Source organism: Pseudomonas putida, assembly GCF_028682635.1.
Taxonomy (GTDB): Bacteria; Pseudomonadota; Gammaproteobacteria; order Pseudomonadales; family Pseudomonadaceae; genus Aquipseudomonas; species Aquipseudomonas putida_AE.
Genome location: NZ_JANHLK010000032.1, coordinates 24,714 through 51,198, shown reverse-complemented (window position 1 = coordinate 51,198; position 26,485 = coordinate 24,714). Strand labels below are relative to the sequence as shown.

Here is a 26,485-nt window from a genome sequence, read left to right as displayed (position 1 = left end):
CACGTGTGCTCCGCTTGGCTTGGATCTTTTAGTTGTTTGTTTGCGGTTGCTGCGCAACCGATCGCGAGCAAGCTCGCTCCTACAGGGGAGCGGGCTTGCCTGCGGGGCTCTTAAAAGCTCATATCCACCTTCGTCCAGAGCGTGCGCCCCGGTTCCTTGATGGCTTGCGGGTCATTGGCCGGGTAGCCGAACCCGGCGTTGCCGGCCAGGTTCAAGTGTTCGGCGTAGGCCTTGCCGAACAGGTTGTCGATGCCGCTGCTGACCTTCCAGTGCTGGTTGATCCGATAGGCACCGTTGAGCGAGAACACGCCAAAACCCGGGGTCTTGTCGAAGTCCTTGCCGACCACGTTGCCTTTGTTCTGGTCGATGCGGTTTTGCGCGGCAACCACTCTCCACAGTGCGCCGGCGCTCCAGTTGTCTTCGCTGTAGGTCAGGCCGAAACGGGCATCCAGCGGCGGCATTTGCGGCAATGCACTGCCATCGCTGCTGTTCTTGCCCCAGGCGTAGGCCAGGGTCGCGTCGGCTTTCCAGTGCTCGGTAAGTTTATAAGCGGCTCCCAGTTCGCCACCCATGATTCGCGCGTCGATGTTCTCGGCTTGCGAAGTCATCCCCATCATCCCGGGCGTGTAGTTGAACAGGATGTAATCGCGCACCTGGCCGACGTAAGCCGAGGCCCAGGCATCGAGGTCTTCGGTCTTGTACTGCAGGCCGAAGTCGAGCTGGGTGGTTTTCTCCGGCTTGATCGAATCGAAGGCATTCACCGATCCGGCGGGGCCTGAGTTGGGCGAAAACAGCTCCCAGTAATCCGGGAAGCGTTGGGTGTGACCGAGGCCCGCGTACAAAGTAGTCGGGCTGTCGGCGAGGTCGTGTTCGTAGCGAATGAAACCGCTGGGCAGCGTGTCGGCACGTGTGTCGTCAGCGGTTGGATTCGGGCGGGTCATCATCCCCGAACCGAGGGTTTGCCGATAATCCTTGGCCGAAGCGCGGTCCAGTCGTGCGCCGGTGATGAGTCGGTCGCGATCGGCGGCGTACCAGGTCAGTTCGCTGAACACCCCGTAGTTGTGGAAGTCGGCGTCCTTGGTGTACGGCTGGTCCTTGTAGGTGTCGATACCCATGGCGCTGCGTTGGCGGTGTTCGTTGGTCTGCGCATCGATGCCGCTGATCAACTGTCCATCGGCCCAGCGCCAGGTGGCCTTGATTCGCGCGCCGAGGGTACGACGGTCGACGTTGGACGCCATGGGGCCGGCCATCATCCCGGTGCCAGACGGCGTGCGCAGGGTGTAGTTGTCCATCACATGGTCGGCGTAGTTGTAATAGACCTGCGCCTCGAGCTTTTCCAGCACGTCGCTGATGTTGGACTTCTCGAAGCGCAGCCCGAGGCTCTCGCGCTTGAACTGCGAACCGTCCATGCCGCGTCCGGCGTAACGCGCCTCGCCATCACCCTTGCCGGCGGTCAGCTCCAGCAAGGTATCGGCGTCCGGGGTCCAGCCGAGCGCGACGTCGCCGTTCCATTTGTCATAACGCGATGCCACGGTGTCGTTGTTGCCGTCCTTGTAGTCGTCGGCCTGGGCGGTGTTGCCGATCACCCGCACGTAGCCCAATGGGCCGCCGGCAGCGGCGTCCACCAGTTTGTCGAATCGACCGTTGGAGCCGGCCAGCACACTGGCGTTCACCCGCGTGCCGAGTTCGCCGAAACTTTCCGGTTCGCGATCGAAGAGGATGGTACCGGCCGAAGCCCCCGGTCCCCAGAGCACGGTTTGCGGGCCTTTGATGACGGTCAGCTTGTCGTAGGTTTCCGGGGAGATATATGAAGTCGGTGCATCCATCCGCCCAGGACAGGCGCCGAGCATCATGCCGCCGTTGGTGAGGATGTTCAGGCGCGAGCCAAACATGCCGCGCAACACCGGGTCGCCGTTGGTGCCGCCATTGCGCACCTGGGCGAAGCCCGGAATGGTTTTCAGGTAATCGGAACCGTCGCTGGCCGGCACAGGCTGGCGCGGGTCCTTGGGGTTGGTGACGATGGTCAGAGGCGAGCTCGGGGCAATGGCGGTAATGACCGTCGGGCTCAGTTCTTCACTATGACCTGCGTGTTCATCGGCCAGCGCGGAGGGCGCCAGCAAGGCACCGCACAGGATGGCGGTGGCGTGCCTGAAGCGAATGCTGGATTCGTTCAGGACAAGGGAGGCCTGGGCAACGCTCAGGCATGGGACAGCAGAAAACCTGGACATGACAATTTCCATCGAACAGTCGTAAACGACACGGCCGACAACCTGAAGCTGTTCGCTAAACCGTGTGAAATCAGAGGTGATTGTTTACGCGACGACGGGCGGGGCGCGGGTGCGGGCGCCGGGGAAGAAGGTTTGCCGGGCATGGCCCAGGCGCGGGGATGGGGTGGTGAAAGTGTTGGCGGGCGGGGTGTCGAACGCGGTGAACGAGCCGCCACCGGTGAGCGCCGGGCAGTTGAACAGCAGGCTGCAATAGCCGCATTTTTCCCAGAGTGCATGGTGCCCCGACGCAGGCGGGCAATGCTCTGCAGCCGCTGGTGCGCCGTGATCGGCGTGCTCCATCGCCGACATGTCCATGCTCATGTCCATCGACATGTTCATGGAGGTCGAGGCGTGCTGATCCATCGGCATCGACTGAGAAATCAGCGGACCGATAAAGATCATCAACATGGCGAACAGGCTGATCCAGCTGCCGCGCGTCAGGCTCAATGGCTGACGACGGTGGGCGGATGTCCTGGTGCCTGGCGGGCGCATGGGCGGCCTGAGCTCAGTGGGTTACTGAACGTGTGCGTGCTTTTGCGTGGCCTCGGGCGCCTGCTTCTGCACCGCCACTTCGACAGTCACGTCACCGGACTTCTCGAAATGCAGGGTCAGAGGGAAGCGCTTGCCATCGCTGAGCAGGCTGCGGTCTTTCAACCCCAGCAACATGACGTGGTAGGCCATCGGTGCAAAGGTGACGTCGCCGCCGGCGGGGATCTCCACGCTGGGCACCTGCTGCATTTTCATCAGGTCGTTTTGCATCAAGTGCTCATGCAGTTGTGCTTCGCCCGAGATCGGTGAGTCGACACTGAGCAGGCGGTCGGCTGTGTTACCCGCGTTATGGATCACGAAATACGCGGCGACGTTGGGTGCATTGGGCGGCAGCTCCTGCGACCACGGGTGAGCGATTTCCAGTGCGCCGACCTTGTATTCGTGGGCATTGGCAAAGCAGGCAGGCAGCAGCAACGCGGCCAGGACGATGAGTCTGTTCAACATGGCAGTTCTCCAGGTGATTCAAAACGCAGGTCAATTGCGAGAAGTCATCACACCAGAGGGGAGGCGCGGGGGTTGAGGCTGGGCCATTGCTGGCGGGGTGTCGGGGTGTCGAGGGATGGGGGCGGCAGGCTTCGATTTGACTCGAAGTGCGCGAAATACAGCTGCGGCTCATGCCCGGGCAACGCCACCAGTGGCGCGGAGCCAGAGCAGCACCAGCAATGCTGCATGTTGGAATGGTCGTCGCTTTGCGGAGTTTTCTGCTCGATGTCGCCCAGGGAAATCGCCACCATCCTGGTGCCGCTGGACGAGCAGAAACTGCCCCACAACAATTGTTCGGCTGGCGACTTCGCCGTCTGCGCCATCGCTCCGGTCATCGGCATGGCGAGCATGTTGAACAGCACTGCAAAGCAGGCGATCCAGGCAATTGCAAGCCGTTGTCGGGACATGGGACAAATCCGGTGGGTGGGCGATCAGGCGCGGCTATTTAGCCTGATCAGGGCCGATAAGTAAAAAGACTGCGTGCGGTGTGGTGTCGCAGCCCAATCAGACAGCGATGGCATGCAAACGCAGGCCCAAGGCTTTCATAACCTTCATGATAGTCGCGAATTCGGGATTGCCACTGCTGCTCAGCGCTTTGTAAAGGCTCTCTCGTCCAAGGCCGGCATCACGGGCAATTTGTGTCATACCCTTCGCTCGGGCTATATCGTTCAGCGCTGCACGTATCAACACACCGTCGCCAGCATCCTCTTCAAAGCAGGCGTCCAGATAAGCCGCCATTTCTTCCGGTGTTTTGAGAAACTCGGCGGCGTCAAAACGGGTGAATCGTTCGGCCATGATTTACTCCTCACTACCGATATTTTGTGCCATTTGAATAGCACGTTTGATATCTCGTTTTTGAGTCGATTTGTCGCCCCCGATCAACAGTAAGTAAATCACTTCATCTTTGCGAGTGAAGTACAGCCTGTAGCCAGGGCCGTAATGAACGCGCATTTCATGAACGCCAGCGCCTACGGATTCACAATCACCAAAATTTCCATGCTCGGAGGCTCGAAGTCTGGCGATTATCCGAGCTTTGCCGATGGTGTCCCTCAGTGAGTTGAGCCAATCGGCAAATATTCGGGATCGTTCAAACTCGAACATAGTGGATCGTATTCCTTGGGATACATTGTGGCAAGCAACTCTTTTCTCGAGGCGAAGCCATTCATCCCTGTAAATGGTGGGTGCGCTTGATGGGATCAGGTGGAAAAGGACTATAGGGTTAGAGCCCTGATGTGGAAAGTCAGATCTGTCCGAGAGTTTTGCCGGCAAAATCGCAGGGTTCAGTAGCGCTCAGGAATTGTCTGACGTCGACAGGGCAACCAGCATATCTGGCACCGACCCAAACTCCCGCTCTACCACCGGCAACTCCGGCCGCTTCAATATCAGTACCGGCAAGCCACGCTCGCGCGCCACATCCAGTTTCGGTTCAGTAGCGCTACTGCCGCTGTTTTTGCTGATCAACACGTCGATGTTGCGACGTTCGAACAGCTCGCGTTCATCGTCGATCAGGAACGGTCCGCGTGCGCCGATCACTTCGCAGCGTTCATTGCCGGGATAAACGTCCAGCGCGCGCAGGGTCCAGAATTGCTCCGGTGGAATCTCGTCCAGATGTTGCAACGGCTCGCGGCCCAATGTGAACAGCGGTCGCCGGAAGGGCTTCAGCGCTTCGATCAGTCCGGCCCAATCGCTGACCTCACGCCAGTCATCACCGGCCTGTGGTTGCCAGGCCGGACGGCGTAGCGCCCAGCAGGCGATGCCGCTCAAACGGGCGGCCGTCGCGGCGTTTTGACTGATTTGGGCGGCGTAGGGATGAGTAGCATCGAGCAACAGATCAATCCGTTCATCGCGGACGAACTGAGCCAGGCCTTCGGCGCCGCCATAGCCACCCACGCGCACCTGGCAGTGCAAATCGGTCGGCACCCGACCGATACCGGCCAGGCTATAGATGTGTTGCGGCCCCAGGGTTCGGGCAATCGCCAGGGCCTCGGTCACGCCGCCGAGCAACAGAATGCGTTTCATTGAAAAGCTCCCGCATGGCCGACGATCCCGCCTTGGCGATCGATGGCAAACACTTCGACCTGAACCTGCGCCGGCACCACGCTGCGGGCAAAGTCCAGGGCGTGTTGGCACACGGCATCGCCGAGGGCGATACCTGCGGAGCTGGCCATGGCCAGGGCCTGTTGACTGGTGTTGGCTTCGCGGATGCCTTGCTGCAAGGCGGCATCGGCGCCGATTGCGGCGGCCCATTCGGCCAGTTGTGGCAGATCGATGCTCGAATGCCGACTGTGCAGGTCCATATGCCCCGCCGCCAGTTTGCTGATCTTGCCGAAGCCGCCGCAAATGCTCAGTTTATCCACGGGCACCTTGCGCAGATGCTTGAGCACTGCACCGACGAAATCGCCCATTTCGATCAGGGCGATTTCCGGCAGGTGGTAGACCCGGCGCATGGTGTCTTCGCTGGCGTTGCCGGTACAGGCGGCGATGTGCAGATAGCCGTTGGTCTTGGCGACATCGATGCCCTGGTGGATCGAGGCGATGTAGGCCGCGCAGGAAAACGGCCGGACGATGCCGCTGGTGCCGAGGATAGACAGGCCGCCGAGAATGCCCAGGCGCGGGTTCATGGTTTTCAACGCCAGGGCCTCGCCGTCCTCGACGTTCACCGTGACCTCGAAACCGCCGCTGTAGCCCAGCTCAACGGCGAGCAGCGTCAGGTGATCGCTGATCATCTTGCGCGGGACCGGATTGATTGCCGGCTCGCCGACGCCCAACACCAGTCCCGGGCGGGTGACCGTTCCGACACCTCGCCCGGCACTGAAGCGAACACCTGGCTCGTCCAGTAGACGCACCTGGCTATAGAGCAGTGCACCGTGGGTCACGTCTGGATCGTCCCCGGCATCCTTGATCGTCCCGGCCTCTGCGCCGTCATCGATCAAGCGGCAGAACTCCAGGCGCATCTGCACCTGCTTGCCTTTGGGCAGGACGATTTGCACGGCGTCCGAGCTTCCACCACCGAGCAACAGGCGAGCCGCCGCCAGGCTGGTCGCGGTGGCGCAGCTGCCGGTGGTCAGTCCGCTGCGCAGCGGGGCAGGTTGTTCGGCGGTTTCGTCACGCATCGAAAGGCTTCGTCACATCCAGCAAGGTAATGGGCAACGCCTGGCGCCAGGTATCGAAGTCTCCCAGTGGTTGCGCCTGGGCGATATGGATACGCGTCAGTTCGCCACCGTGTTGTTCGCGCCACGCCATCAGGGTCATTTCACTTTGCAGCGTGACCGCGTTGGCGATCAGCCGGCCGCCGGGTTTGAGCGCTGCCCAGCAAGTGTCGAGCACGCCTTCGCGGGTGACCCCGCCACCGATGAAAATCGCATCCGGGCTTTCGAGGCCCGCCAGTGCTTGCGGCGCACTGCCGCGAATCAGTTGCAGGCCGGGCACGCCCAGAGCGTCTCTGTTGTGCTCGATCAGTTGTTGGCGCCCGGCGTCGGCCTCGATCGCCAGCGCACGGCAACCCGGATGGGTGCGCATCCATTCGATGCCGATCGAACCGCTGCCGGCGCCGACATCCCACAACAATTCACCGGGGACCGGTGCCAGGCGGGCGAGAGTGATGGCGCGTACGTCGCGCTTGGTCAGCTGGCCGTCATGCTTGAATGCCGAGTCGGGCAAGCCGGCCAGGCGTGACAGGCGCGCAGTGGCGGGATCGGCAACGCAGTCGATGGCGATCAGGTTCAAGTCGGCGATCACCGGGTCGAGCCAGTCGTTGGCGACGCCGTCAATGCGGCGTTCGGCTTCGCCGCCCAGATGCTCGAGGACGGTGATACGACTCGCGCCGAAACCGCGTTCACACAGCAACCTGCAGATTTCGCCCGGGCTGCGGCCATCGTTGCTCAGTACCAGCAGGCGAACACCGCTAGCCCAGTGTGCGTTCAGCGCGGCGGCAGGGCGGGCGACGACAGAAAGCGTGACCACGTCCTGCAGGGCCCAGCCCATCCGCGCGGCGGCCAGCGAGCAAGACGAGGGGGCCGGCAGGATCAGCATCTCATCGACAGGCAGTTGTCGGGCGAGGCTGGCGCCGACGCCAAAGAACATCGGATCGCCACTGGCCAGAACGCAGGCGGGCTCGCCGCGTCTGGTCAGTACCGGGTCGAGGGAAAACGGGCTGGGCCATGACTGCCGTTCACCCCGGATGCAAGCCGGCAACAGATCCAGCTGCCGTTGACCGCCAATGATCCGCGAAGCGCCCAATAGAGCATGTCGGGCGTTTTTACCCAGGCCCTTGAAGCCGTCTTCACCGATACCTACCACTGTCAGCCAGGGGGTCATGCTGTTCCTCATTTGCAAAGCGAAGCTGTCATCACCGCGCTCAGGCCTGTGTCGACCTGCACGGGTGCGCATCATAGCGCGGTGTTGATTGCCGTGGCCTGCGGTCAGTCGGTGAAATCGCTGCGCGGGGCGTCATCCTCTATTCCTTCGCAAGTCGAACTTGCTCATGAGGATTTCGCGACGTTTCTTGTCGATGAGTGCTCTTTTAGCGTCGAGTTTGTTTCTGTCCAGTTTCAGGTAAGCCCGTTGTTGAATGATTTTTGAAGCCTGCCCCTCCCAATCGAAGAACAGAAAAGCGCTTTTTTTTGCATAACTCACCAACTCCAGATTGAACACGGCAATTTCCAGGAAACCCTTGGCGTCGTAACGTGCAGGCATGACCTGAAATCGCTTTCCCATCAGGCTTTCCGTATCCAGGGAGTAGAGTGCCGGTTTATCCGGTTTCAATGCGTCGAGCGTGTCGATCATGGCGTTGCCCTGGCGGCTGTCCGGCATGGCCTGGGCGCTTTGTACCAGGAAGTCCGCGACACTATTGGAGACGTCGTGACGAATGCGGGTGGAAATGCTGTCCTCGAAGATCCACCAGCCGAGGAAATTCAGCGTTTTGACATATTCATCGAGCCATTGTGTCGAGTCGGTAAAACGACTGCAGATCATATCGGCGGATCGAGTGGCGATCTGTGTGCAATGGGTCATGTCGTCAAAGTCTTGCAGCGAGAGTTCTCCAATGCACGAAATCAAATTGGGGCCGGTTAACAGGCCCGCTGGGGTTTTATTATCCATATGCAACTCCTGACAAACATCCTTGTTGGTCACTGCAAAGTACAAGAGCCCCCGGGCAGTTGAAAATTTCTCGGCGTGTTAATTTGATTCTTTCTGTAAGTACTTGCGTTTCGTCGTCAATCCACTCGGTCTTTTCATCCGGCTGGATAAAGCAGGCATAATGCCGCTCTTCGTCCCGTTACCGGTCATCCCGTGAATTCACCTCAAGCCTCCAGTCCTTTGCGCCCTTCGGCCTGTCCCGGGTTGTTGCGTGTCGTCCAGGCGCTGGATGGCGGAATTTGCCGGATCAAACTCGACGGTGGCTCCCTGCGCGCGGACCAGGCCGTGGCTGTCGCTGATGCTGCCCGGCGGTATGCCGGTGGCGTCATCGAAGCGACCAACCGGGCGAACCTGCAAATTCGCGGGATTGGTCAGCAGACGCCGGCGTTGATCGAGAGCCTGCTGGCCGCGGGACTTGGCCCCACCACTGCCCTTGGCGACGACGTGCGCAATCTGATGCTGAGCCCGAGTGCCGGCATCGATCAGGACATGCTGATCGACACTCGGCCGCTGGCCCGGCAAATTCTAAACAGCTTGCAAACCCATCCGCGCTTCCATGAGTTATCGGCCAAGTTCGCGGTGCAGCTTGATGGCGGTGAAAGCGTGGCGATGCTCGAGCATCCACATGACCTGTGGTTGAGCGCGATTGAGCGCAACGGCGAGGCACTGCTGGTCTTCGGTCTTGCCGGGTGTCCTGTAGACACACCCGTCGGCGCGGTATTGCTGGGCGATGGACATCGCCTGGTGGTGGCCGTGCTGGAGTTGTTTCTGGAACTCGCGCGGCCGGACCAGACCCGAATGCGCCATCTGCTGGCCGAACATTCGCGCCCTTCGTTGCTGCAAACGCTGGCCGGGCGCGTACCCTTGCTCGACATCGGACAATGGCAAGCCCCGGCTCGCCGTTCCGGTCTACCCATCGGCAGTTTTCCACAACGTCAGGAAGGCCTGATGTACGTCGGCGCCATGCCACCGCTGGGGCGGCTCGACCCGACGATGCTCAAGGGGGCGGCCGAGCTCTGCGCAACTCTGGGTGACGCCAGCCTGCGCCTGACGCCGTGGCAAAGCCTGTTGCTGCCCAATATCCGTCACCAGGATGCCGCGCTCGTCATCCAACAGTTGCAGGCGCTGGGTTTCCTGGTCGACCCCCGTCAGGCCCTGTGCTCTGTGGTGGCCTGCACCGGCTCGGCCGGTTGCGCCAAAGGGCTGGCGGATACCAAGGGCGATGCGCGGCAACTGGCGGCACGGCTGCACGATCTGACGGAGCGGCAGCAGGTGCACTTGTCGGGTTGCCCGCGCTCCTGTGCATGCGCCCATACGGCGCCCGTCACACTGCTGGCGACCGGTACCGGTCACTACGATCTTTATTTTCGCGATGCAGCGTTGCCGGGTTTCGGCGCGCTGCAAGCACGCAATCTCACAATTGAAGCGGCTGGCGCATGGCTTGATGCCCGCCCACGGAGTCCCCTTGATGCTTGATTACATCCGCGACGGTCAGGAGATCTATCGCAATTCTTTCGCGATCATTCGCGCCGAGGCCAACCTGGAGCGAATCCCGGCTGATCTGGAAAAACTCGCGGTCCGGGTGATCCACGCCTGCGGTATGGTCGAGGCGATCGATGGCCTGCAGTTTTCCGCAGGCGCGGGCAAGGCCGGGCGCGATGCGTTAGCCGCGGGGGCGCCGATTCTGTGCGATGCGCGAATGGTCTCCGAGGGCGTGACCCGCGCGCGCTTGCCAGCGAACAACGAAGTGATCTGCACCCTGCGCGATGACAGCGTGCCGGACCTGGCCCGTGAGCTGGGCAATACGCGCTCGGCCGTGGCGCTGGAGCTGTGGCGTCCCTACCTGGAAGGCAGCGTGGTAGTGATTGGCAATGCGCCGACCGCCTTGTTCTACCTGCTGGAAATGCTCGACGCCGGTGCCCCCAAGCCTGCCCTGATCCTCGGTTTCCCGGTGGGATTTGTCGGCGCCGCCGAGTCCAAGGCGATGCTCGCGGCGAACAGTCGCGGCGTGCCCTTTGTGATCATGCAAGGCCGCCTGGGTGGTAGCGCCATGGCTGCCGCCGCCGTCAATGCCCTCGCCACGGAGATTGAATGATGCAGCAACCAGGACGTTTGATCGGCCTTGGCGTCGGCCCCGGTGATCCGGAACTCATTACCGTCAAGGCCCTGCGCCTGCTGCGCGAATCGCCGGTGGTGGCGTATTTCGTTGCCAAAGGCAAAAAGGGCAATGCCTTCGGCATCATCGAAGCACACCTGCAGGACGCGCAGACGCTGCTGCCACTGGTCTACCCGGTCACCACCGAGGCCTTGCCGGCGCCGCTGTCCTACGAGCAGGTGATCAGCGATTTCTACGATACCGCTGGCGAACAACTGGCCGCGCATCTCGATGCCGGTCGTGACGTGGCCGTGATCTGCGAAGGCGATCCCTTCTTCTACGGCTCCTACATGTACCTGCACGACCGTCTGGCCGAGCGCTATGAGGCCGAAGTCGTGCCGGGTGTCTGCTCGATGCTGGGCGGCGCCTCGGTGCTCGGTGCGCCACTGGTGTACCGCAACCAGAGCCTGTCGGTGTTGTCCGGCGTGCTGCCGCACGAAGAGCTCAAGCGCCGGTTGGCCGATGCCGATGCCGCGGTGGTCATGAAGCTGGGGCGCAATTTCCCCAAGGTCCGCCAGGTGCTGGAAGAACTGGGCCTGGCCGGGCGAGCGCTGTACGTCGAGCGCGCGACCATGGCCAACCAGAAGATCGTGCCGCTGGATCAGGTCGATCCGCTGTCTTCGCCGTATTTTTCGCTGATCATCGTTCCCGGTGAAAGGTGGCAAGGCTGATGACTCGTCCCGTCCCGGCGATTGTCATTCTCGGCAATGGCAGCCTCGCTACCGCACGCAAGATCCAGCAGTTGTACCCGGGCGCCCTGATCCACGGCCTGGCCGAACGGGTCGACGGTGCTGACCGCCTCTACCAGGAGTTCGGCGCAACCCTGCGTGAGCTCTATCAACAGGACACGCCGATCATCGCACTGTGCGCGGCCGGCATCGTGATTCGCACCCTGGCGCCGCTGCTGCTGGAAAAGGGCGCGGAGCCGCCGGTCCTGGCGGTTGCCGAAGATGGCAGCGCGGTGGTGCCGCTGTTGGGCGGCCTGGGCGGCGTCAACCTGCTGGCCCGGGAAATTGCCCAAGGGCTGGGCGTGGCGGCGGCGATCACCACCAGTGGCGAGCTGCGCTTCGGCACCTGTTTGCTCAACCCGCCAAGCGGCTATGCATTGGCTGACCTGGAGCTCGGCAAACGTTTTGTGTCCGACCTGCTCGGCGGCGAACCTGTACGGATCGAAGGTGAGGCACCTTGGCTCGCGCAAGCACAGTTGCCCCAGGATCAGCAGGCGAATCTGTCGATTCATGTCAGCACCGCCGAGCGCGAACCTGCGGCCAATGAGTTGCTGATCTATCCAAAAAGCGTCGTAGCGCTAGTGAGCGACGACGTTGCAGACCTGCCCGAGGCCATTCGCCAGGCTTTGCGCCGGGCGAAAATTGCGCAGCAATCACTGGCGTGCCTGTTGGCCAGCGATCAGATGATGGGTAATCCGACGCTGCATGATGTGGCGCTGGAGTTGGGTGTCGCGCTGCGGTTTACGGCAGCGGGCAGCGTCGAGGAGGTGATCGGGCTCCCCGTGGTTCTGCACACCGATAACGGAATTACCCTGGCGGTCGCCGAACAGCCGCTGGACGTCACGCTGATCGGTCGTCCCCGCGGGCGCCTTGCCGTCATCGGTATCGGTCCGGGTGCTGTCGAGTTGATGGTGCCGGCGGTCAAGGCGGAACTGGCGCGGGCCAACGACGTCCTCGGCTATGAAACCTATGTGCGCATGGCGGGCCCTTATCGGCCAGACCAGGTGTTGCACTGCACCGACAACCGTGAAGAAATGCAGCGCGCCCGGCATGCCTTTGAGCTCGCTGTGCAAGGCCGCAGTGTGGTGGTTGTATCTTCCGGGGATCCCGGCGTATTTGCCATGGCGGCGGCGGTGCTCGAAGCACTGCATGAATCCGGCGACCCGGCCTGGCATCAGGTCGACCTGGAGATCCTGCCGGGTGTCTCGGCCTCACTGGCGACAGCCGCCCAGGCGGGAGCACCGCTGGGGCATGACTTCTGTGTGCTGTCGCTGTCGGACAACCTCAAGCCATGGGAGATCATCGAGAAACGCCTGGACCTGGCGGCGCAGGCTGATCTGGCGATGGCGTTCTATAACCCGATCTCACGGTCACGGCCGTGGCAGTTGGGGCGCGCACTGGAGGTCGTCGCCCGGCACCGTGCAGCCGATACACCGGTGGTGCTGGGGCGCGATATCGCCCGTCCGGGACAGACTTTGCGGGTAACGACCCTCGGTCAATTGACGCCGGATCAGGTCGACATGCGAACCATGGTGTTGATCGGTTCATCCACGACCCGGGTGTTTCCACGCTTGCATGGGTTGTCATGGGTGTACACGCCACGAAGTTATGGTGACAAGTTGATCGACATCAAATAGGCATTTCTGTTTTCAAATTGAATAACATTGGATCGCCCGAGTCGTTGGCTCGGGCGATTTTTTGTCTGGCTTCAAGTTATACACATATGGTCATTAGTGCAGTTTGTAGGCGGCGGTGCAGTGGGTTAGATTCGTTTTGCCCAGGAGGGCGCTAAACGAAACTAATAAGGATTGTTTGATATGTTAAATAATGAAGGTTCTCTGAGTGTAGAAGAAAGTAATGACTTGGTCGGCTGGCGTATTGCGCGGCGCCAGTCCCTGATGCCGAATGTTGCCCGAATGCAAAAGCTGGCCACCGTGGAAGTTTCGAGTCCTACCAAGGAGCTCGATGCCGTTGTCCTTGGGAATACACTTGTCGGTTACGGCGACAATGTGTCACTCGAGAACATGGAAATTATCGAAAACATCATCAAGTTTTCGAAGATGGAGGCGACCCTGGAAGTCCCGGGTGATAAAAAGCCTAAGGAGTGGCATCGTGCATTTCTAAATTGCATGGAAGATCTGGGCTGCTACGTTCCCGACAGCGGTTATGTCGAGCACAGTCGCAGTGCTGTGCAGCTGACGATGGCCAACATCGTCACAGACATTATCAAGTCGGGTATCGATGCGGCAAAAGCGGCCATTCCTGGGGCGACGGTATTGGGCGCGGTCGCGGATTCCACCCTGGATGCGCTGAAGAAGGAGCCCGAAACCATCAAGGTTTTCAACTATGAAGTCACGAAGACCAAAGGTGTCAAACTGGCGATATTGCCCTGCGAGCAACTGAAGAATGGTCTGGTCCTGATCATGTTGTCGTCCATCGACAGCAATGCCGACAAAGACGATGGCAAGGTGGTTTTTTTAGACTGGAAGACATCGGACCTGAATACTTTTCGCGCCGCCTCTTTTGTCACTTTCAACCCGCTTCGTTATTCTCACGTCAAACAAGAAATTGAAGCAGTGCTCGGTCTGCACCAGAGCACGCAGTTGGTAAAAAGGTTTCAACGCCGTAAACGCACACAATAATCAGCAGGCCCAGAGGTTACTGACCTCTGGGTGTGCTGGAGCATTCAGGGCACCAGGTAACCCTTCACGCCCGTGAATATAATCTGCGCCGCCAGCGCACACACAAACAGCCCCATCAATCGGCTGACTATCTGCAAGCCTTGGTCGCCGAGTATGCGTTCAATACGGTTGGACAGGTACAGCACCACCCCCACGGTAAAGCTGGCCAGGGCAATACTGACGATGGCCGTGAGTTTGTCGTCCCAGTGCGGCTGACTCACGCCCATCACCAGCAAGGCGCCAATGGTGCCGGGGCCGACGGTCAGCGGGATGGTCAGGGGGACTATGGTCACGTCCTGTTGCACGTTGTCGGTCTGCACCGCCGATTTGCCCTGGGCCATGCCCAGCGCCGAGATGAACAGCACACTGCCGGCACCGATGCGGAAGGCGTCCACGGTGATGCCGAACACGCTGAAAATTACCCGCCCGAACAGGTACAGCAAGACGCTGGAGACCAAGGTGGCAATGGCCACTTTCCAGGCCAGTCGACGTTGTTCCTTGCGCGAATAACCGCGGGTCAGGCTGATGAAGCAGGACAACACGAAGAACGGGCTGTAGAGCACCAGCATCTTCAGGTAAACGCTGAACAACACGTGGAGCATGGGGCAGGCTCACTGGCGAGGGAAGTCGAGGGGGAGTCTAACAGGCGCCGTGGAGTCTGTCGGCTCAGGACGTTGGCGTCGTCGTGCGGTTCTGATCGCGCTGGGCAACCCAGTGTTCGATCAATTCGCGCAACTGCGAGAGCTCGACCGGCTTGGCCATGTGTCCGTCCATTCCGGCCTGGCGTGCCCGCTCCTTATGCTCGGCGAGGATGTGTGCGGTCAACGCGACCACCGGGGTGCGGGTCCGCTGATTGCCGACTTCCCAGGCACGCAGCTGCTGGGTCGCCGAAAAGCCGTCGAGGATCGGCATTTCGCAGTCCATCAGCACCAGGTCGTAACGCTGCGCCTTCATCGCCACCAAGGCTTCTTCGCCATTGCTGGCGGTGTCCGGTTGCAGGTTGAGCTTGCCCAGCATGCCGCGGATGACCTTGGTCGAAATGCTGTTGTCTTCGGCCACCAGAATGCGGAAATCGCTGGGCACCTTGATCGGCAACGGCGGGCCGGATGGCGAGTGTTGCGGGACCGCGAGCCCTTTGTTGCGCTGGTTCAGTTCGTCGGCCAGGGTGGTCTTGAGGGTATAGCCGGCCACGGGTTTGGCCAGGATGCGTTTGATCCCCGAGTTGCGCGCGATGATCTTGCTCGGCGCATTGCTGATGCCGGTCAGCATGATGAGCAGGATGTCGTGGTTCAGGCTCGGATCTTCCTTGATCTTGGCAGCCAGTTGCATGCCGGTCATGCCGGGCATGTTCTGGTCCAGCAGGACCACATCGAAGTAGTCACGCAGGTGCGCCTTGGTGCGTAACAACGCCAACGCTTCCTTGCCCGAGGGTACGGCGCTCACGTTCAAGCCCCAGGCGGTGCACTGCTGCACCAGCACCTTGCGGCAGGTGTCGTTGTCATCCACCACCAGTACCCGTGCACCCTGCAGCGGGCCATCGAGGTCCGAGGTCGGATGCTCCAGGCGGTCAGGGTCCAGCGGCAAGGTCAGCCACAAGGTACTGCCCTGGTTGTTGCCACTCTTGATGCCGAATTCGCCTTGCATCAGGCGAATCAGTTGACGGGCGATCACCAGCCCCAGATTACCGCCCAGGTGGTTGGTCGAGAGGAAATGCTTGCTGTGCAGTTCGGCGTGCATCAGCGCGTCGCGCTCTTCGGCGTCCATCGGTTCGCCGCTGTCTTGTACGGCGATGCGCAGGCGTGGATGGCTGCTGCGTTCGTCGAGGGCGACGACGATCAGGATCTCGCCTTCGTCGGTTTTCTTCAGGGCGTTTTCCAAAAGGCTCAGCAACGTCTGGCGCAAGCGCGTCGGGTCGCCACTGATCACGCGCGGTACTTGTGGCTGGATGAAGCTGATCAGCTCGACGTTCTGCTGCTCGGCCTTGGCGCGGAAGATGCTCAGGCAGTCTTCGATCAGGGCGTTGAGATCGAACTGCACATCATCCAGTTCGATCTGTCCGGACTCGAGTTTGGAAATGTCGAGAATTTCGTTGATCAATGTCAGCAGTTCGTTGCCGGCACTGTGGATGGTCTGCACATAATCGCGCTGCTTGACCGACAGCGGCGTGCCCAGCAGTAACTCGGTCATGCCCAGCACGCCATTCATCGGCGTGCGGATCTCATGGCTGATCTTTGCCAGGAACTCGGCCTTGGCATTGACCTCGGCGTTGCTGGCCGCCAGGTCGCGACTGATACTGAAACGAGCTTCGGTAATACTGCGCTGGCGTTCGCTCAGGGCAATGCTCATCAACAGGCCACTGATGCAGATGAACACCAGCAGGGTGGTGATCAGGTCATGGGGTTCGATCAGGGTCAGCCCCAGCAAGGCGGGCAGGATGATCAGGGTGCCAAGGTTGAATACCACCATGGCCGCCACGAACAGCCGCGCCGGGCGATAGCCTTTTTGCCAGTGATAGGCGCTGACGAACAACATGCTCAGGCCGGCCAGTGCGACCAGTGCGTAGGTGATGATGTTCAGCGGCAGCGTGTTGACGAACAACAACAGCAGGCTGCAGATCATGATGAACAGGATGTCGCCCACCAGCAGCTTGTTCAGCGGATGCGGGCCGAGGGGCTTGAAGAAACGATAGGCAAATATCAGGCCGCTGGGGGCCGTCAGCAGCAAGGCGAGGTAGGCACCGGGGGTTTGCACGGCCTGCCAGTCCGGGATCCAGGGGCCCGCCAGGTTCAACAACAGCACCAGGCTGAGCATCAACAAGGCTTCGCACACCGCCAGCCAGACACTGCTGGTCGAGCGGGTATAGGCATAGCGGATGAGGTTGTGCAGGATCAGCATGGCAATGCAACCCAACAGCAGCCCGTAGACCAGCGTCTGGTTCTGATTGGCCGCGGTGATGACCGCCGATTGCAAGGTGATGTAGGGCCTCAACTGGTGTTCGGAAACCAGTCGCAGGTAAACGTCCAGGGTCTTTTCGCTTTGCGGCAACGGCAGCATGAAGTCGCTGCTGGGCAATGGGCGGTCTGCCAGCGGTTGCTCGTTGCCTGTATGGGATTGCTCGATCAGCTTGTCGCCGTCAAACACATACAGGTTGAAGTGCAGCAGATCGGGTGCGAACACCCGCAGCAATTGTTCATGCTTGCCCGGCGCAAGCTTGAAACGCAGCCATAGCGCACCCTCGGGCTCGGCCGCCGTGAGGTGGTCGAGTTCGATGGGGCTGAATTGATTGGTGTAGCGGGCGGAGCGGATATCGCTCAGCTGCAGGTCACCCTGTTCGTCGAGCAATACCGCCCAGCCACTGCCTTGCGCGGCTTGGGCCGGGAGCATGCAGAGCAAGGTCAGCATTGTGACGGTTAGAGTTATGGCAATCCTGAGCCAGCGCACGGCGAAATCCTTTCGTAGGTTAATGCCAGAATATAACTATGCGCGGCGCCGCAATAGCCAGGCAAGGGCTGCAAGCCCCTGCCTGTCGTTATGTTGCTTATTCCTGTTCGCCACGCTCGCGGGCAATGGCGCGGTAGCCAATGTCCTTGCGATAGAAACAGCCTTCCCAATCGATCTTGGCCGCCAGTTTGTAAGCCTGCTGCTGGGCGGCATCGACGCTGGCGCCCATGGCCGTGGCGCAAAGCACGCGGCCACCGGCGGTCACGACTTGACCGTCCTTGAGCGCGGTACCGGCGTGGAAGACTTTGCCTTCCAGTGCCGCGGCTGCATCCAGGCCATTGATGGCCACACCCTTGGCGTAGTCACCAGGATAGCCGCCTGCCGCCAGGACGATGCCGACGCTCGGACGTGGATCCCATTGCGCTTCGACCTTGTCCAGTGCCTGCGCCAGGGCGGCTTCGACCAGCAAAACCAGGCTCGACTGCAAACGCAGCATGACCGGCTGGGTCTCCGGGTCACCGAAACGGCAGTTGAACTCGATGACTTTCGGGTTGCCCGCCTTGTCGATCATCAGGCCGGCATACAGGAAACCGGTGTAGACATTGCCTTCCTCGGCCATGCCGCGCACGGTCGGCCAGATCACCAGGTCCATGACCCGCTGGTGCACTTCGCTGGTCACCACCGGGGCAGGGGAGTAGGCGCCCATGCCGCCAGTGTTCGGGCCGGTGTCGCCGTCGCCGACACGCTTGTGGTCCTGGCTGGTGGCCATCGGCAAGACGTTCTTGCCGTCGACCATGACGATGAAGCTGGCTTCTTCGCCGTCGAGGAACTCTTCGATCACTACGCGCGAACCGGCATCGCCGAACGCATTGCCCGCGAGCATGTCACGCACCGCGTCTTCGGCTTCGGCCAGGGTCATGGCAACGATCACGCCTTTACCGGCGGCCAGGCCGTCGGCCTTGATCACGATCGGCGCGCCTTTTTCACGCAGGTAAGCCAGGGCCGGCTCGATCTCGGTGAAGTTCTGGTAGTCGGCGGTCGGGATCTTGTGGCGAGCCAGGAAGTCCTTGGTGAAGGCTTTCGAGCCTTCAAGCTGGGCAGCACCGGCGGTCGGACCGAAGCAGTCCAGGCCACGGGAGCGGAACAGATCGACTACACCGGCGACCAGCGGCACTTCCGGGCCGACGATGGTCAGGGAAACGTTTTTCTCGGCAAAATCCGCCAGTTGCTCAAGGGCCAATACGTCGATGGCGACGTTCTCGCACTTGGCTTCGATGGCGGTGCCGGCGTTGCCCGGTGCCACGAACACTTTCTGCACCCGTGGATCCTGGGCTACTTTCCAGGCCAGGGCGTGTTCACGGCCACCGCTGCCAATGATCAAGACATTCATTTCAAAAACCTCGGATGACGCTAATTCTGTTGAGCGCCGCTGGGACGCTTTCCTGTGGGAGCTGGCCTGCCGGCGATGCAGACAACTCGGTCTATCCACTAAACCGAGGGGATGCTATCGCTGGCAGGCCAGCTCCCACAGTGGGTCGTGAGCTTAGTGACGGAAGTGGCGCATGCCAGTAAAGACCATGGCGATGCCGGCTTCGTCTGCTGCCGCAATCACTTCAGCATCACGCATCGAGCCACCTGGCTGGATCACCGCGGTGATGCCAACCTTGGCCGCATTGTCCAGGCCGTCGCGGAACGGGAAGAATGCATCGGAAGCCATCACCGAACCGGCTACCTGCAAACCAGCGTGTTCTGCCTTGATCGCAGCAATACGCGCGGAGTTCACGCGGCTCATCTGGCCTGCGCCGACACCGATGGTCTGACGGTTCTTGGCGTAGACGATGGCGTTGGACTTCACGTACTTGGCGACTTTCCAGGCGAAGATCAGGTCGTTGATTTCCTGCTCGGTCGGTGCGCGCTTGGTGACGACCTTGAGGTCATCGGCGCCAATCATGCCGATATCGCGGCTCTGTACCAGCAGGCCACCATTGACGCGCTTGTAGTCCCAGGCAGCGGCGCGATCGGCCGACCACTCGCCACAGGCCAGCAGGCGTACGTTGGCCTTGGCAGCGACAATGGCACGGGCTTCTTCGCTGACGCTCGGGGCGATGATCACTTCGACGAACTGACGCTCGACGATGGCCTTGGCGGTCTCGGCGTCCAGTTCGCGGTTGAAGGCAATGATGCCGCCGAACGCGGATTCGGTGTCAGTGGCATAGGCCAGGTCGTAGGCCTTGCGGATGCCGCCTTCGGCGTCCGGGCTGACGGCCACGCCGCACGGGTTGGCGTGCTTGACGATCACACACGCCGGCTTGACGAAGCTCTTCACGCATTCCAGCGCGGCATCGGTGTCGGCCACGTTGTTGTACGACAGTTCCTTGCCTTGCAGCTGGGTCGCGGTGGCAATGCCAACTTCGGCAGGCTTGGCTTCCACGTAGAACGCCGCGCTCTGGTGCGGGTTCTCGCCGTAGCGCATTTCCTGGGCCTTGATGAACTGGCTGTTGAAGGTGCGCGGGAACTCGCTGCGACCTTCCGTGCTGAGGGTGTCAGCGGCCTGGTTCACGGTGCCCATGTAGTTGGCGATCATGCCGTCGTAGGCGGCAGTGTGTTCGAAGGCCTTGAGCATCAGGTCGAAACGCTGGGCGTAGGTCAGGCCGCCGGCTTTCAGGTTTTCCAGGACGCTGGCGTAGTCGCTGGCGTTGACTACGATGGCCACGTCCTTGTGGTTCTTGGCTGCCGAACGAACCATGGTCGGGCCGCCGATGTCGATGTTCTCGATGGCGGTCGGCAGGTCGCAGCCAGGCTTGTTGATGGTGGCTTCAAACGGGTACAGGTTGACCGCTACCAGGTCGATCGGCTTGATGCCGTGTTCGTTCATGATGGCGTCGTCGATACCGCGACGACCGAGGATCCCGCCGTGGATTTTCGGGTGCAGGGTTTTCACCCGACCGTCCATCATTTCGGCGAAGCCGGTGTAATCCGCGACTTCCACTGCGGCAACGCCGTTGTCCTGCAGCAGCTTGAACGTCCCGCCGGTGGAGAGGATCTCGACACCCAGGGCTTCAAGCTCCTTGGCGAATTCGAGGATCCCGGTCTTGTCGGAAACGCTGATCAAGGCGCGGCGGATCGGCAGGCGGGTAGTCTGGTCGGTCATCTCAATTTCCATCAAAAGCAAAGGAAGTCAGCAAAAAAGGCGACCGGTCTTACGCGGGCGCCTTTCTGGTTTGATTGAATGCTTACAGCAAATCGTACTGCTTGAGTTTCTTGCGCAGCGTGCCCCGGTTCAGTCCGAGCATCTCGCTGGCCTTGGTCTGGTTGCCCTTGACGTAGTTCATCACGCACTCGAGCAGGGGAGCCTCGACTTCGGAGAGCACCAGGTTGTACACGTCCGTGACGGCAGCGCCCTCAAGGTGGGCGAAATAATTGTGCAGCGCCTTCTCGACACTCCCGCGAAGGGTCTGGCCTTCTTCGCTTGGCGTATTGAGGTGCTGTTTCAAATTCACGTTGTCGCTCACGGGTGCAGTTCCACTCACTAAAGTCTCGGTCATCATCGTCATGCGGCCACCCCTTTTGCGTCCCCTGTCAGGCTCTTGAACCGTCCGGCAAAGAAGCCCTGGACGTTGGCGCATTGTGCTTCCGTATCTTCCAAACGATTGAAGTGGGCGCGAAACTCCCTGGCGCCCGGCAAGGTTGCGAGATACCAGCCCACATGCTTTCGAGCAATGCGTACGCCCATCACGTCTCCATAGAAGGCGTGCAGCGCAGCCAGATGCTCTAGCAGAATGCGTTCCACCTCGATCAGGTCCAGCGCCGGGAGCTTCTCGCCGGTGCGCAGGAAATGGTCGATCTCGCGAAAAATCCATGGCCGCCCCTGGGCGGCCCGGCCCACCAGCAGGCCGTCGGCACCGGTCGCGTCGAGCACGTACCGGGCCTTCTCTGGCGAATCGATATCGCCGTTGGCGAAGACCGGCATCGACACCGCCTGCTTGATCGCGGCAATGGTGTCGTACTCGGCCTCGCCGGTGTACAGGTCGGCACGGGTGCGGCCATGCACCGCCAGCGCCGTAATACCGGCCTGCTCGGCGATCTTCGCCACCGTCAGGCCGTTCTTGTTGTCCCGGTCCCAGCCGGTACGGATCTTCAGGGTAACCGGCACATCGACCGCAGCCACGACGGCCTGCAGGATCTCGGTGACCAATGCTTCATCCTTCAACAGTGCGGACCCGGCGGCCTTGTTGCAGACCTTCTTGGCCGGGCAGCCCATGTTGATATCAATGATCTGCGCGCCCAGCTCGACGTTGGCCCGGGCCGCATCCGCCAGCATCTGTGCGTCACCACCGGCGATCTGTACCGAGCGTGGCTCGGGATCACCTTCGTGGAGCATGCGCATGCGAGACTTGCGGGTGTTCCACAGACTCATGTCGCTGGTGACCATTTCCGAGACTACTAGCCCCGCGCCCAATCGCTTGCACAGCTGACGAAAGGGTTGGTCGGTGACACCCGCCATCGGGGCGAGAATCAAGCCGTTGTGTAATGTGTATGGACCGATGCGTACCGCCGACATAGGACTTCCCTGTTGTGGGGCCGGATCATGAGAGTTCGAAAAAGGGTTGGCATGATACCCGCTCTCGATGACTGGATAAAGGCTGAATTGAACAAAATCTGAACAGTTATTCTGTTATCGCCAGCGGTTTGGTCCGCGCGGGCAAAGTCAGAAAGCCGTCGTCAATCGCCGGCCAGTGAATCGATTCACTCGGGCGAGTGGAAGCTCAGGCTGTAATTCACCGCCTTGGCGCCTGGGTCAAGGATGTCCAGAGCGATGTGAATGGGCGTTTGCGGAGGCATTTCCACCCGGCCTTCGAGGTCGCCATTGAGGTACTCGCCGGGTTTGAAGCGGCGGCTGGCGATCAGGTGGCCATTGAGGTCGGCAAAACGCAGCTCCAGCAACGGGAAGGGCTGCGAGAAGGTGGCACGGTTGTAGATGATCGCATCGACCACCAGGGCGCCACTGAACTCCGGGTGGCTTCGGACCACCAGGTTGCTGCTCTTGATTTTCGCGATGTCGACCTTGGAGGGCACCGTGCAGCCGATTTGCGGGCACAGTTGCTGGAACCAGGGGCGGTACTGGTCCTGGCGCGCCAGTTCGTCGAAATGATAGGCGACATACTGGCCGACGAGTGCGCCGGCGCCCAGCAGTACCAACAACAGCCAGAGCAGCCGGCGACCCCAGGGTGAGCGACGTTTTTGCCAGTCCAGTTGCAATGGGTCGTCGGTCAGGTCCTGCAGCACTTCTGCACGAACCCCGGGTTCGCTGCGCTCGCGGCGCTTGCGTGGCGGCTCGATCGACGGCAGGTCGTCGTCGATCGCTTCGGTTGCTGTCAGGCGTGGGTGATGCGCTGGGGTGTCGAGCGGATCGTTCAGGCGCAGTTGCGGGGGCTGCGGTTCATCGTCCAGATCCACTGGTTCCAGTGACAGCGACGGCTCGGTGCGCTCGGTTTTGCTCGGCTCGCTCGGTGGCTCCGGGGTATCCAGTGCGTCGAGCGTCTCGAGGGTATCAAGTGTGTCGGCCGCTTGGGCGCGATCGGCAGCCGATTCGCTGAACAGGCTGTCGGGCCAGGAGGCTTCGTCGTGCTCGGCGCTGTCGCGGCGAGCGCTGAGCGTGTCTTCGCGGTGCCGGCCGAACTCGGTGGTCGGCTGGATTTCCCGCTGTTCAAGCCGGGCGAGTTCCTCGTCCAGGTCGAGGCTGTCCAGGTCCAGCTCGGCGGCGCTCCATTGTTTTTGACTGATGGCGCGCGGCTGTGGCGGTTCGACAGTCTCCCGGGGTGCCGGCGTCGGCACGGGGGCTTCCTTGCCGGCCTGCTCCAGCAGTTGCTTGGCGGCGTTGAACACCTGCAGGCATGAGCCACAGCGAACAACCCCGCGCGCCACGCTCAATTGGGCATGGTTGACGCGGAAGCTGGTTTGGCAATGCGGACACTGGGTGACGAAGCTGTCGGTCATGCGGCAATCCGGTAGATGCAGACGCCCATTCTAGCGCCGACGGCCAGTGATGCGCACCCAGCCATCGCGATTGGCGATCGGGTCCAGATCGAAGTCCTTGGCGTAGGCGGCGGCCACTTCATCGCCTTGCTCGGCGAGGATGCCCGACAGCGCCAGTCGACCACCCGGCTTGACCAGTCCCGACAGCTGCGGCGCCAGGGAAACCAGCGGGCCGGCGAGAATGTTGGCCACCAGCACATCGGCCTGGACCTGCGGCAAATCTTGCGGCAGATACAGAGGGAACAATTCATCGGCGATGTTATTGCGCCCGGCGTTGTCGCGGGAGGCTTCCAGTGCCTGGACGTCGATGTCGGTACCCACGGCCTCTTTGGCACCCAGCAGCAGGGCGGCGATGGCCAGGATCCCCGAGCCGCAGCCGAAATCCAGCACGTTGCAGCCTTTGAGGTCCTGGCCGTCGAGCCATTCCAGGCAGAGTGCGGTGGTCGGGTGGGTGCCGGTGCCGAAGGCCAGGCCCGGATCCAGCAGCAGGTTTACCGCGTCTGGCTCGGGGGCGGCGTGCCAGCTCGGCACGATCCACAGGCGCTGACCGAAACGCATCGGCTGGAAACCGTCCATCCAGCTGCGTTCCCAGTCCTGGTCTTCGATCACTTCGCTGTGATGCTCGGGCAGCGGGCCGCCAGTCAGCAACTCAAGGTGGGCCAGTACCGGGCCAGGCTCGGTACCACCTTCGAACAGCGCCAGCAGGTGGGTGTGGGACCACAGCGGCGTGGTGTTGAGTTCAGGCTCGAAGATCGGCTGGTCTTCGGCGTCCATGAAGGTCACCGACACGGCGCCCACTTCAAGGAAAGCGTCTTCGTAGGTTTCGGCTTGTTCTGGGCTGATGGCGAGGCGTACTTGCAGCCAAGGCATGGCGGGCACCTTTGAAAAATATTGATTGCAGCCTAGCGGGCTGCGAGAAGCGCGCAAGTTTACGCGAGCGCGGGGCTTTTGTGGGAGTGGCTTGGTCCCAAGCATCAACACATACCCTGTGGGAGCGGGCTTGCTCGCGAAAGCGGTGGGTCAGTCGGCATCCATGTTGGATGTGCTACCGCATTCGCGAGCAAGCCCGCTCCCACAGGGGATGTGTGTTGCTTGATGAAACGTTCAGAAACAACAAAGCCGCCCGAAGGCGGCCTTGTCGATCGGGTCGAAGCTTAGTGCTTCTCGCCAGCCAGCTTGTGCTCGAGGTAGTGAATGTTCACGCCCCCTTTGCAGAAGCCTTCGTCGCGGGTCAGGTCGCGGTGCAGCGGGATGTTGGTCTTGATCCCGTCGACCACGATCTCGTCCAGCGCATTGCGCATGCGCGCCATGGCTTCGTCACGGGTTGCGCCGTAGGTGATCAGCTTGCCGATCAACGAGTCGTAGTTCGGCGGAACGGCATAACCACTGTACAGGTGCGAATCGACGCGAACGCCGTTGCCGCCTGGAGCGTGGAAGTGCTTGACCGTGCCTGGGCTCGGCATGAAGGTTTTCGGGTCTTCGGCGTTGATCCGGCATTCCAGCGCGTGACCGCGGATGACCACGTCATCCTGGGTGAACGACAGCTTGTTGCCGGCGGCGATGCTGAGCATCTCCTTGACGATGTCGATACCGGTGACCATTTCCGAAACCGGGTGCTCTACCTGGACACGAGTGTTCATCTCGATGAAGTAGAAGCGACCGTTCTCGTACAGGAACTCGAAAGTACCTGCGCCACGGTAACCGATGTCGATGCACGCCTTGACGCAGCGGGCGAAGACTTCCTGGCGAGCCTTCTCGTCGATGCCCGGTGCCGGCGCTTCTTCGAGAACTTTCTGGTGGCGGCGTTGCAACGAGCAGTCGCGGTCGCCCAGGTGGATGGCGTGGCCCTGGCCATCGGACAGGACCTGGACTTCCACGTGGCGCGGGTTGGTCAGGAACTTTTCCAGATAGACCATCGGGTTGCCGAACGCTGCGCCCGCTTCGGAGCGGGTCAGTTTCGCCGAGGAAATCAGGTCTTCTTCCTTGTGCACGACGCGCATGCCGCGACCACCACCGCCGCCAGCGGCCTTGATGATCACCGGATAACCCACTTCGCGACCGATGCGCAGAGCGGTTTCCTCGTCTTCCGGCAGCGGGCCGTCGGAACCCGGAACGGTTGGAACGCCAGCGGCGATCATCGCGTGCTTGGCCGAAACCTTGTCGCCCATCAGGCGGATGGTTTCAGCTTTCGGGCCGATGAAGGCGAAGCCGGAGTTCTCGACCTGTTCGGCGAAGTCGGCGTTTTCCGCGAGGAAACCGTAGCCTGGGTGAATGGCGGTAGCGCCAGTCACTTCCGCCGCGGCGATGATGGCCGGGATGTGCAGGTAGGAGTGGGCGGCCGATGCCGGACCGATGCAGACGGACTCGTCTGCCAGGCCCAGGTGCATCAGTTCCTTGTCAGCCTTGGAATAAACGGCGACGGTCTTGATGCCCATCTCTTTGCAGGCGCGCAGAATCCGCAGTGCGATCTCACCGCGGTTGGCGATCAGAACTTTTTCCAACTTCGCAGTCATCAAAGGCTCTCCGCGGTTCAAACGATGGTGAACAGCGGTTGGTCGTACTCAACCGGCTGGCCGTCTTCGACGAGGATGGATTCGATCACACCGCTGGTTTCAGCTTCGATGTGGTTCATCATCTTCATGGCTTCAACGATGCACAGGGTGTCGCCTTTCTTCACGGTCTGGCCGACTTCCACGAAGGACGGCGAGGTTGGCGAAGACTTGCGATAGAACGTACCGACCATTGGCGAACGGGCAACGGTGCCGTTCAGCACTGGCGCGGCCGGGGCAGCAGGGGCGGCAGCGGCAGCCGGAGCGGCGGCAGCGACAGGCGCGGCAGCTGGAGCAGGCATTGGAGCCGGTGCGTAGTACTGCTGAGCCGGAGTCTTGCTATGACGGCTGATGCGTACGGACTCTTCGCCTTCCTTGATCTCGAGCTCGTCGATGCCGGACTCTTCCAGCAATTCGATCAGTTTCTTAACTTTACGGATATCCATGAATCATCAAC

General features: G+C 61.3%; 25 protein-coding genes. 5 read left to right on the top strand and 20 right to left on the bottom strand.

Going from position 1 to position 26,485, the window contains the following annotated elements:
- Nucleotides 1-110: 110 nt before the first annotated feature.
- From NPS56_RS27195 to NPS56_RS27150, 10 genes are all read right to left on the bottom strand, one after another.
- Nucleotides 111-2,228 (bottom strand): TonB-dependent copper receptor, encoded by a 2,118-nt coding sequence (locus tag NPS56_RS27195; RefSeq protein WP_274077504.1) that lies wholly within the window; start codon nucleotides 2,226-2,228, stop codon nucleotides 111-113.
- A gap of 84 nt (nucleotides 2,229-2,312) precedes the next feature.
- Nucleotides 2,313-2,759, bottom strand: coding sequence for a DUF2946 domain-containing protein (locus tag NPS56_RS27190; RefSeq protein WP_274077503.1), 447 nt, complete (start codon nucleotides 2,757-2,759; stop codon nucleotides 2,313-2,315).
- 21 nt (nucleotides 2,760-2,780) lie between these two features.
- Nucleotides 2,781-3,260 carry a copper chaperone PCu(A)C gene (locus NPS56_RS27185; RefSeq protein WP_274077502.1) on the bottom strand — a complete coding sequence of 160 codons (480 nt, stop codon included), beginning with the start codon at nucleotides 3,258-3,260 and terminating at the stop codon, nucleotides 2,781-2,783.
- A 47-nt stretch (nucleotides 3,261-3,307) separates the two neighbouring features.
- On the bottom strand, nucleotides 3,308-3,706 hold the full coding sequence (locus NPS56_RS27180) for a DUF2946 domain-containing protein (RefSeq protein WP_274077501.1): 399 nt from the start codon (nucleotides 3,704-3,706) through the stop codon (nucleotides 3,308-3,310).
- Nucleotides 3,707-3,803: 97 nt separating this feature from the next.
- Nucleotides 3,804-4,094, bottom strand: a complete 291-nt coding sequence (locus NPS56_RS27175) for an addiction module antidote protein (RefSeq protein WP_274077500.1) — start codon at nucleotides 4,092-4,094, stop codon at nucleotides 3,804-3,806.
- Nucleotides 4,095-4,097: 3 nt separating this feature from the next.
- Nucleotides 4,098-4,400: a type II toxin-antitoxin system RelE/ParE family toxin gene (locus tag NPS56_RS27170; RefSeq protein ID WP_274077499.1), complete on the bottom strand. Its 303-nt coding sequence runs from the start codon at nucleotides 4,398-4,400 to the stop codon at nucleotides 4,098-4,100.
- Nucleotides 4,401-4,589: 189 nt separating this feature from the next.
- Nucleotides 4,590-5,318, bottom strand: coding sequence for a cobalt-precorrin-6A reductase (locus tag NPS56_RS27165; protein WP_274077498.1), 729 nt, complete (start codon nucleotides 5,316-5,318; stop codon nucleotides 4,590-4,592).
- Nucleotides 5,315-6,412 (bottom strand): cobalt-precorrin-5B (C(1))-methyltransferase, encoded by a 1,098-nt coding sequence (locus tag NPS56_RS27160; RefSeq protein WP_274077497.1) that lies wholly within the window; start codon nucleotides 6,410-6,412, stop codon nucleotides 5,315-5,317. Before NPS56_RS27160 ends, NPS56_RS27165 begins: the two co-directional genes overlap by 4 nt.
- The gene (cbiE, locus tag NPS56_RS27155; RefSeq protein WP_274077496.1) at nucleotides 6,405-7,616 is read right to left on the bottom strand and encodes a precorrin-6y C5,15-methyltransferase (decarboxylating) subunit CbiE; all 1,212 of its coding nucleotides are present in this window, start codon (nucleotides 7,614-7,616) and stop codon (nucleotides 6,405-6,407) included. The genes NPS56_RS27160 and cbiE overlap by 8 nt, the downstream gene beginning before the upstream one ends.
- A gap of 132 nt (nucleotides 7,617-7,748) precedes the next feature.
- Nucleotides 7,749-8,399 carry a hypothetical protein gene (locus tag NPS56_RS27150; protein WP_274077495.1) on the bottom strand — a complete coding sequence of 217 codons (651 nt, stop codon included), beginning with the start codon at nucleotides 8,397-8,399 and terminating at the stop codon, nucleotides 7,749-7,751.
- Nucleotides 8,400-8,591: 192 nt separating this feature from the next.
- Here NPS56_RS27150 and cobG point away from each other — a divergent pair, with 192 nt between their 5' ends.
- From cobG to NPS56_RS27125, 5 genes are all read left to right on the top strand, one after another.
- A complete protein-coding gene (gene cobG, locus NPS56_RS27145) occupies nucleotides 8,592-9,914 on the top strand; it encodes a precorrin-3B synthase (protein WP_274077494.1) in 1,323 nt (440 codons plus the stop codon).
- Entirely contained in the window at nucleotides 9,907-10,533 is a 627-nt protein-coding gene (locus NPS56_RS27140) for a precorrin-8X methylmutase (RefSeq protein ID WP_274077493.1), read from the top strand. The genes cobG and NPS56_RS27140 overlap by 8 nt, the downstream gene beginning before the upstream one ends.
- Nucleotides 10,533-11,264, top strand: a complete 732-nt coding sequence (locus tag NPS56_RS27135) for a precorrin-2 C(20)-methyltransferase (RefSeq protein ID WP_274077514.1) — start codon at nucleotides 10,533-10,535, stop codon at nucleotides 11,262-11,264. Before NPS56_RS27140 ends, NPS56_RS27135 begins: the two co-directional genes overlap by 1 nt.
- Nucleotides 11,264-12,958, top strand: coding sequence for a precorrin-3B C(17)-methyltransferase (gene cobJ, locus NPS56_RS27130; protein WP_274077492.1), 1,695 nt, complete (start codon nucleotides 11,264-11,266; stop codon nucleotides 12,956-12,958). The genes NPS56_RS27135 and cobJ overlap by 1 nt, the downstream gene beginning before the upstream one ends.
- A gap of 180 nt (nucleotides 12,959-13,138) precedes the next feature.
- Nucleotides 13,139-13,963 (top strand): hypothetical protein, encoded by an 825-nt coding sequence (locus tag NPS56_RS27125; RefSeq protein ID WP_274077491.1) that lies wholly within the window; start codon nucleotides 13,139-13,141, stop codon nucleotides 13,961-13,963.
- Between the two features lie 44 nt (nucleotides 13,964-14,007).
- On the opposite strand, the gene NPS56_RS27120 is transcribed toward NPS56_RS27125, so the two are convergent.
- The 10 genes from NPS56_RS27120 to accB form a co-directional block, all read right to left on the bottom strand.
- Nucleotides 14,008-14,604 (bottom strand): MarC family protein, encoded by a 597-nt coding sequence (locus NPS56_RS27120; protein WP_008058841.1) that lies wholly within the window; start codon nucleotides 14,602-14,604, stop codon nucleotides 14,008-14,010.
- Between the two features lie 64 nt (nucleotides 14,605-14,668).
- Nucleotides 14,669-17,443 carry a hybrid sensor histidine kinase/response regulator gene (locus NPS56_RS27115; protein ID WP_274077490.1) on the bottom strand — a complete coding sequence of 925 codons (2,775 nt, stop codon included), beginning with the start codon at nucleotides 17,441-17,443 and terminating at the stop codon, nucleotides 14,669-14,671.
- 97 nt (nucleotides 17,444-17,540) lie between these two features.
- The gene (purD, locus tag NPS56_RS27110) at nucleotides 17,541-18,833 is read right to left on the bottom strand and encodes a phosphoribosylamine--glycine ligase (RefSeq protein WP_274077489.1); all 1,293 of its coding nucleotides are present in this window, start codon (nucleotides 18,831-18,833) and stop codon (nucleotides 17,541-17,543) included.
- A gap of 153 nt (nucleotides 18,834-18,986) precedes the next feature.
- Complete coding sequence (gene purH / locus NPS56_RS27105; RefSeq protein WP_034149712.1) at nucleotides 18,987-20,594, bottom strand: bifunctional phosphoribosylaminoimidazolecarboxamide formyltransferase/IMP cyclohydrolase; 1,608 nt, start codon at nucleotides 20,592-20,594, stop codon at nucleotides 18,987-18,989.
- 82 nt (nucleotides 20,595-20,676) lie between these two features.
- A complete protein-coding gene (fis, locus tag NPS56_RS27100; protein ID WP_046819701.1) occupies nucleotides 20,677-20,997 on the bottom strand; it encodes a DNA-binding transcriptional regulator Fis in 321 nt (106 codons plus the stop codon).
- Entirely contained in the window at nucleotides 20,994-22,004 is a 1,011-nt protein-coding gene (dusB, locus tag NPS56_RS27095) for a tRNA dihydrouridine synthase DusB (RefSeq protein WP_274077488.1), read from the bottom strand. Before dusB ends, fis begins: the two co-directional genes overlap by 4 nt.
- A 185-nt stretch (nucleotides 22,005-22,189) precedes the next feature.
- Nucleotides 22,190-23,440 (bottom strand): DUF3426 domain-containing protein, encoded by a 1,251-nt coding sequence (locus NPS56_RS27090; RefSeq protein WP_274077487.1) that lies wholly within the window; start codon nucleotides 23,438-23,440, stop codon nucleotides 22,190-22,192.
- A gap of 30 nt (nucleotides 23,441-23,470) precedes the next feature.
- Nucleotides 23,471-24,349: a 50S ribosomal protein L11 methyltransferase gene (gene prmA, locus NPS56_RS27085; RefSeq protein WP_274077486.1), complete on the bottom strand. Its 879-nt coding sequence runs from the start codon at nucleotides 24,347-24,349 to the stop codon at nucleotides 23,471-23,473.
- A gap of 284 nt (nucleotides 24,350-24,633) precedes the next feature.
- Nucleotides 24,634-25,992 carry an acetyl-CoA carboxylase biotin carboxylase subunit gene (gene accC, locus NPS56_RS27080; RefSeq protein ID WP_034149716.1) on the bottom strand — a complete coding sequence of 453 codons (1,359 nt, stop codon included), beginning with the start codon at nucleotides 25,990-25,992 and terminating at the stop codon, nucleotides 24,634-24,636.
- A 17-nt stretch (nucleotides 25,993-26,009) separates the two neighbouring features.
- A complete protein-coding gene (gene accB, locus NPS56_RS27075; RefSeq protein ID WP_034149717.1) occupies nucleotides 26,010-26,474 on the bottom strand; it encodes an acetyl-CoA carboxylase biotin carboxyl carrier protein in 465 nt (154 codons plus the stop codon).
- Nucleotides 26,475-26,485: the final 11 nt, after the last annotated feature.

Excerpts from the sequence above, each read along its gene's own strand:
- purD (WP_274077489.1), bottom strand. The coding sequence starts at position 18,833 with ATGAATGTCTTGATCATTGGCAGCGGTGGCCGTGAACACGCCCTGGCC.
- prmA (WP_274077486.1), bottom strand. The coding sequence starts at position 24,349 with ATGCCTTGGCTGCAAGTACGCCTCGCCATCAGCCCAGAACAAGCCGAA.
- NPS56_RS27180 (WP_274077501.1), bottom strand. The coding sequence starts at position 3,706 with ATGTCCCGACAACGGCTTGCAATTGCCTGGATCGCCTGCTTTGCAGTG.
- NPS56_RS27140 (WP_274077493.1), top strand. The coding sequence starts at position 9,907 with ATGCTTGATTACATCCGCGACGGTCAGGAGATCTATCGCAATTCTTTC.
- dusB (WP_274077488.1), bottom strand. The coding sequence starts at position 22,004 with ATGTCGGCGGTACGCATCGGTCCATACACATTACACAACGGCTTGATT.
- accC (WP_034149716.1), bottom strand. The coding sequence starts at position 25,992 with ATGACTGCGAAGTTGGAAAAAGTTCTGATCGCCAACCGCGGTGAGATC.
- NPS56_RS27135 (WP_274077514.1), top strand. The coding sequence starts at position 10,533 with ATGCAGCAACCAGGACGTTTGATCGGCCTTGGCGTCGGCCCCGGTGAT.
- NPS56_RS27195 (WP_274077504.1), bottom strand. The coding sequence starts at position 2,228 with ATGTCCAGGTTTTCTGCTGTCCCATGCCTGAGCGTTGCCCAGGCCTCC.
- NPS56_RS27090 (WP_274077487.1), bottom strand. The coding sequence starts at position 23,440 with ATGACCGACAGCTTCGTCACCCAGTGTCCGCATTGCCAAACCAGCTTC.
- purH (WP_034149712.1), bottom strand. The coding sequence starts at position 20,594 with ATGACCGACCAGACTACCCGCCTGCCGATCCGCCGCGCCTTGATCAGC.
- cobJ (WP_274077492.1), top strand. The coding sequence starts at position 11,264 with ATGACTCGTCCCGTCCCGGCGATTGTCATTCTCGGCAATGGCAGCCTC.
- NPS56_RS27190 (WP_274077503.1), bottom strand. The coding sequence starts at position 2,759 with ATGCGCCCGCCAGGCACCAGGACATCCGCCCACCGTCGTCAGCCATTG.
- NPS56_RS27150 (WP_274077495.1), bottom strand. The coding sequence starts at position 8,399 with ATGGATAATAAAACCCCAGCGGGCCTGTTAACCGGCCCCAATTTGATT.
- fis (WP_046819701.1), bottom strand. The coding sequence starts at position 20,997 with ATGACGATGATGACCGAGACTTTAGTGAGTGGAACTGCACCCGTGAGC.
- NPS56_RS27175 (WP_274077500.1), bottom strand. The coding sequence starts at position 4,094 with ATGGCCGAACGATTCACCCGTTTTGACGCCGCCGAGTTTCTCAAAACA.
- accB (WP_034149717.1), bottom strand. The coding sequence starts at position 26,474 with ATGGATATCCGTAAAGTTAAGAAACTGATCGAATTGCTGGAAGAGTCC.
- NPS56_RS27120 (WP_008058841.1), bottom strand. The coding sequence starts at position 14,604 with ATGCTCCACGTGTTGTTCAGCGTTTACCTGAAGATGCTGGTGCTCTAC.
- cbiE (WP_274077496.1), bottom strand. The coding sequence starts at position 7,616 with ATGACCCCCTGGCTGACAGTGGTAGGTATCGGTGAAGACGGCTTCAAG.
- NPS56_RS27165 (WP_274077498.1), bottom strand. The coding sequence starts at position 5,318 with ATGAAACGCATTCTGTTGCTCGGCGGCGTGACCGAGGCCCTGGCGATT.
- NPS56_RS27170 (WP_274077499.1), bottom strand. The coding sequence starts at position 4,400 with ATGTTCGAGTTTGAACGATCCCGAATATTTGCCGATTGGCTCAACTCA.
- NPS56_RS27160 (WP_274077497.1), bottom strand. The coding sequence starts at position 6,412 with ATGCGTGACGAAACCGCCGAACAACCTGCCCCGCTGCGCAGCGGACTG.
- NPS56_RS27185 (WP_274077502.1), bottom strand. The coding sequence starts at position 3,260 with ATGTTGAACAGACTCATCGTCCTGGCCGCGTTGCTGCTGCCTGCCTGC.
- NPS56_RS27125 (WP_274077491.1), top strand. The coding sequence starts at position 13,139 with ATGTTAAATAATGAAGGTTCTCTGAGTGTAGAAGAAAGTAATGACTTG.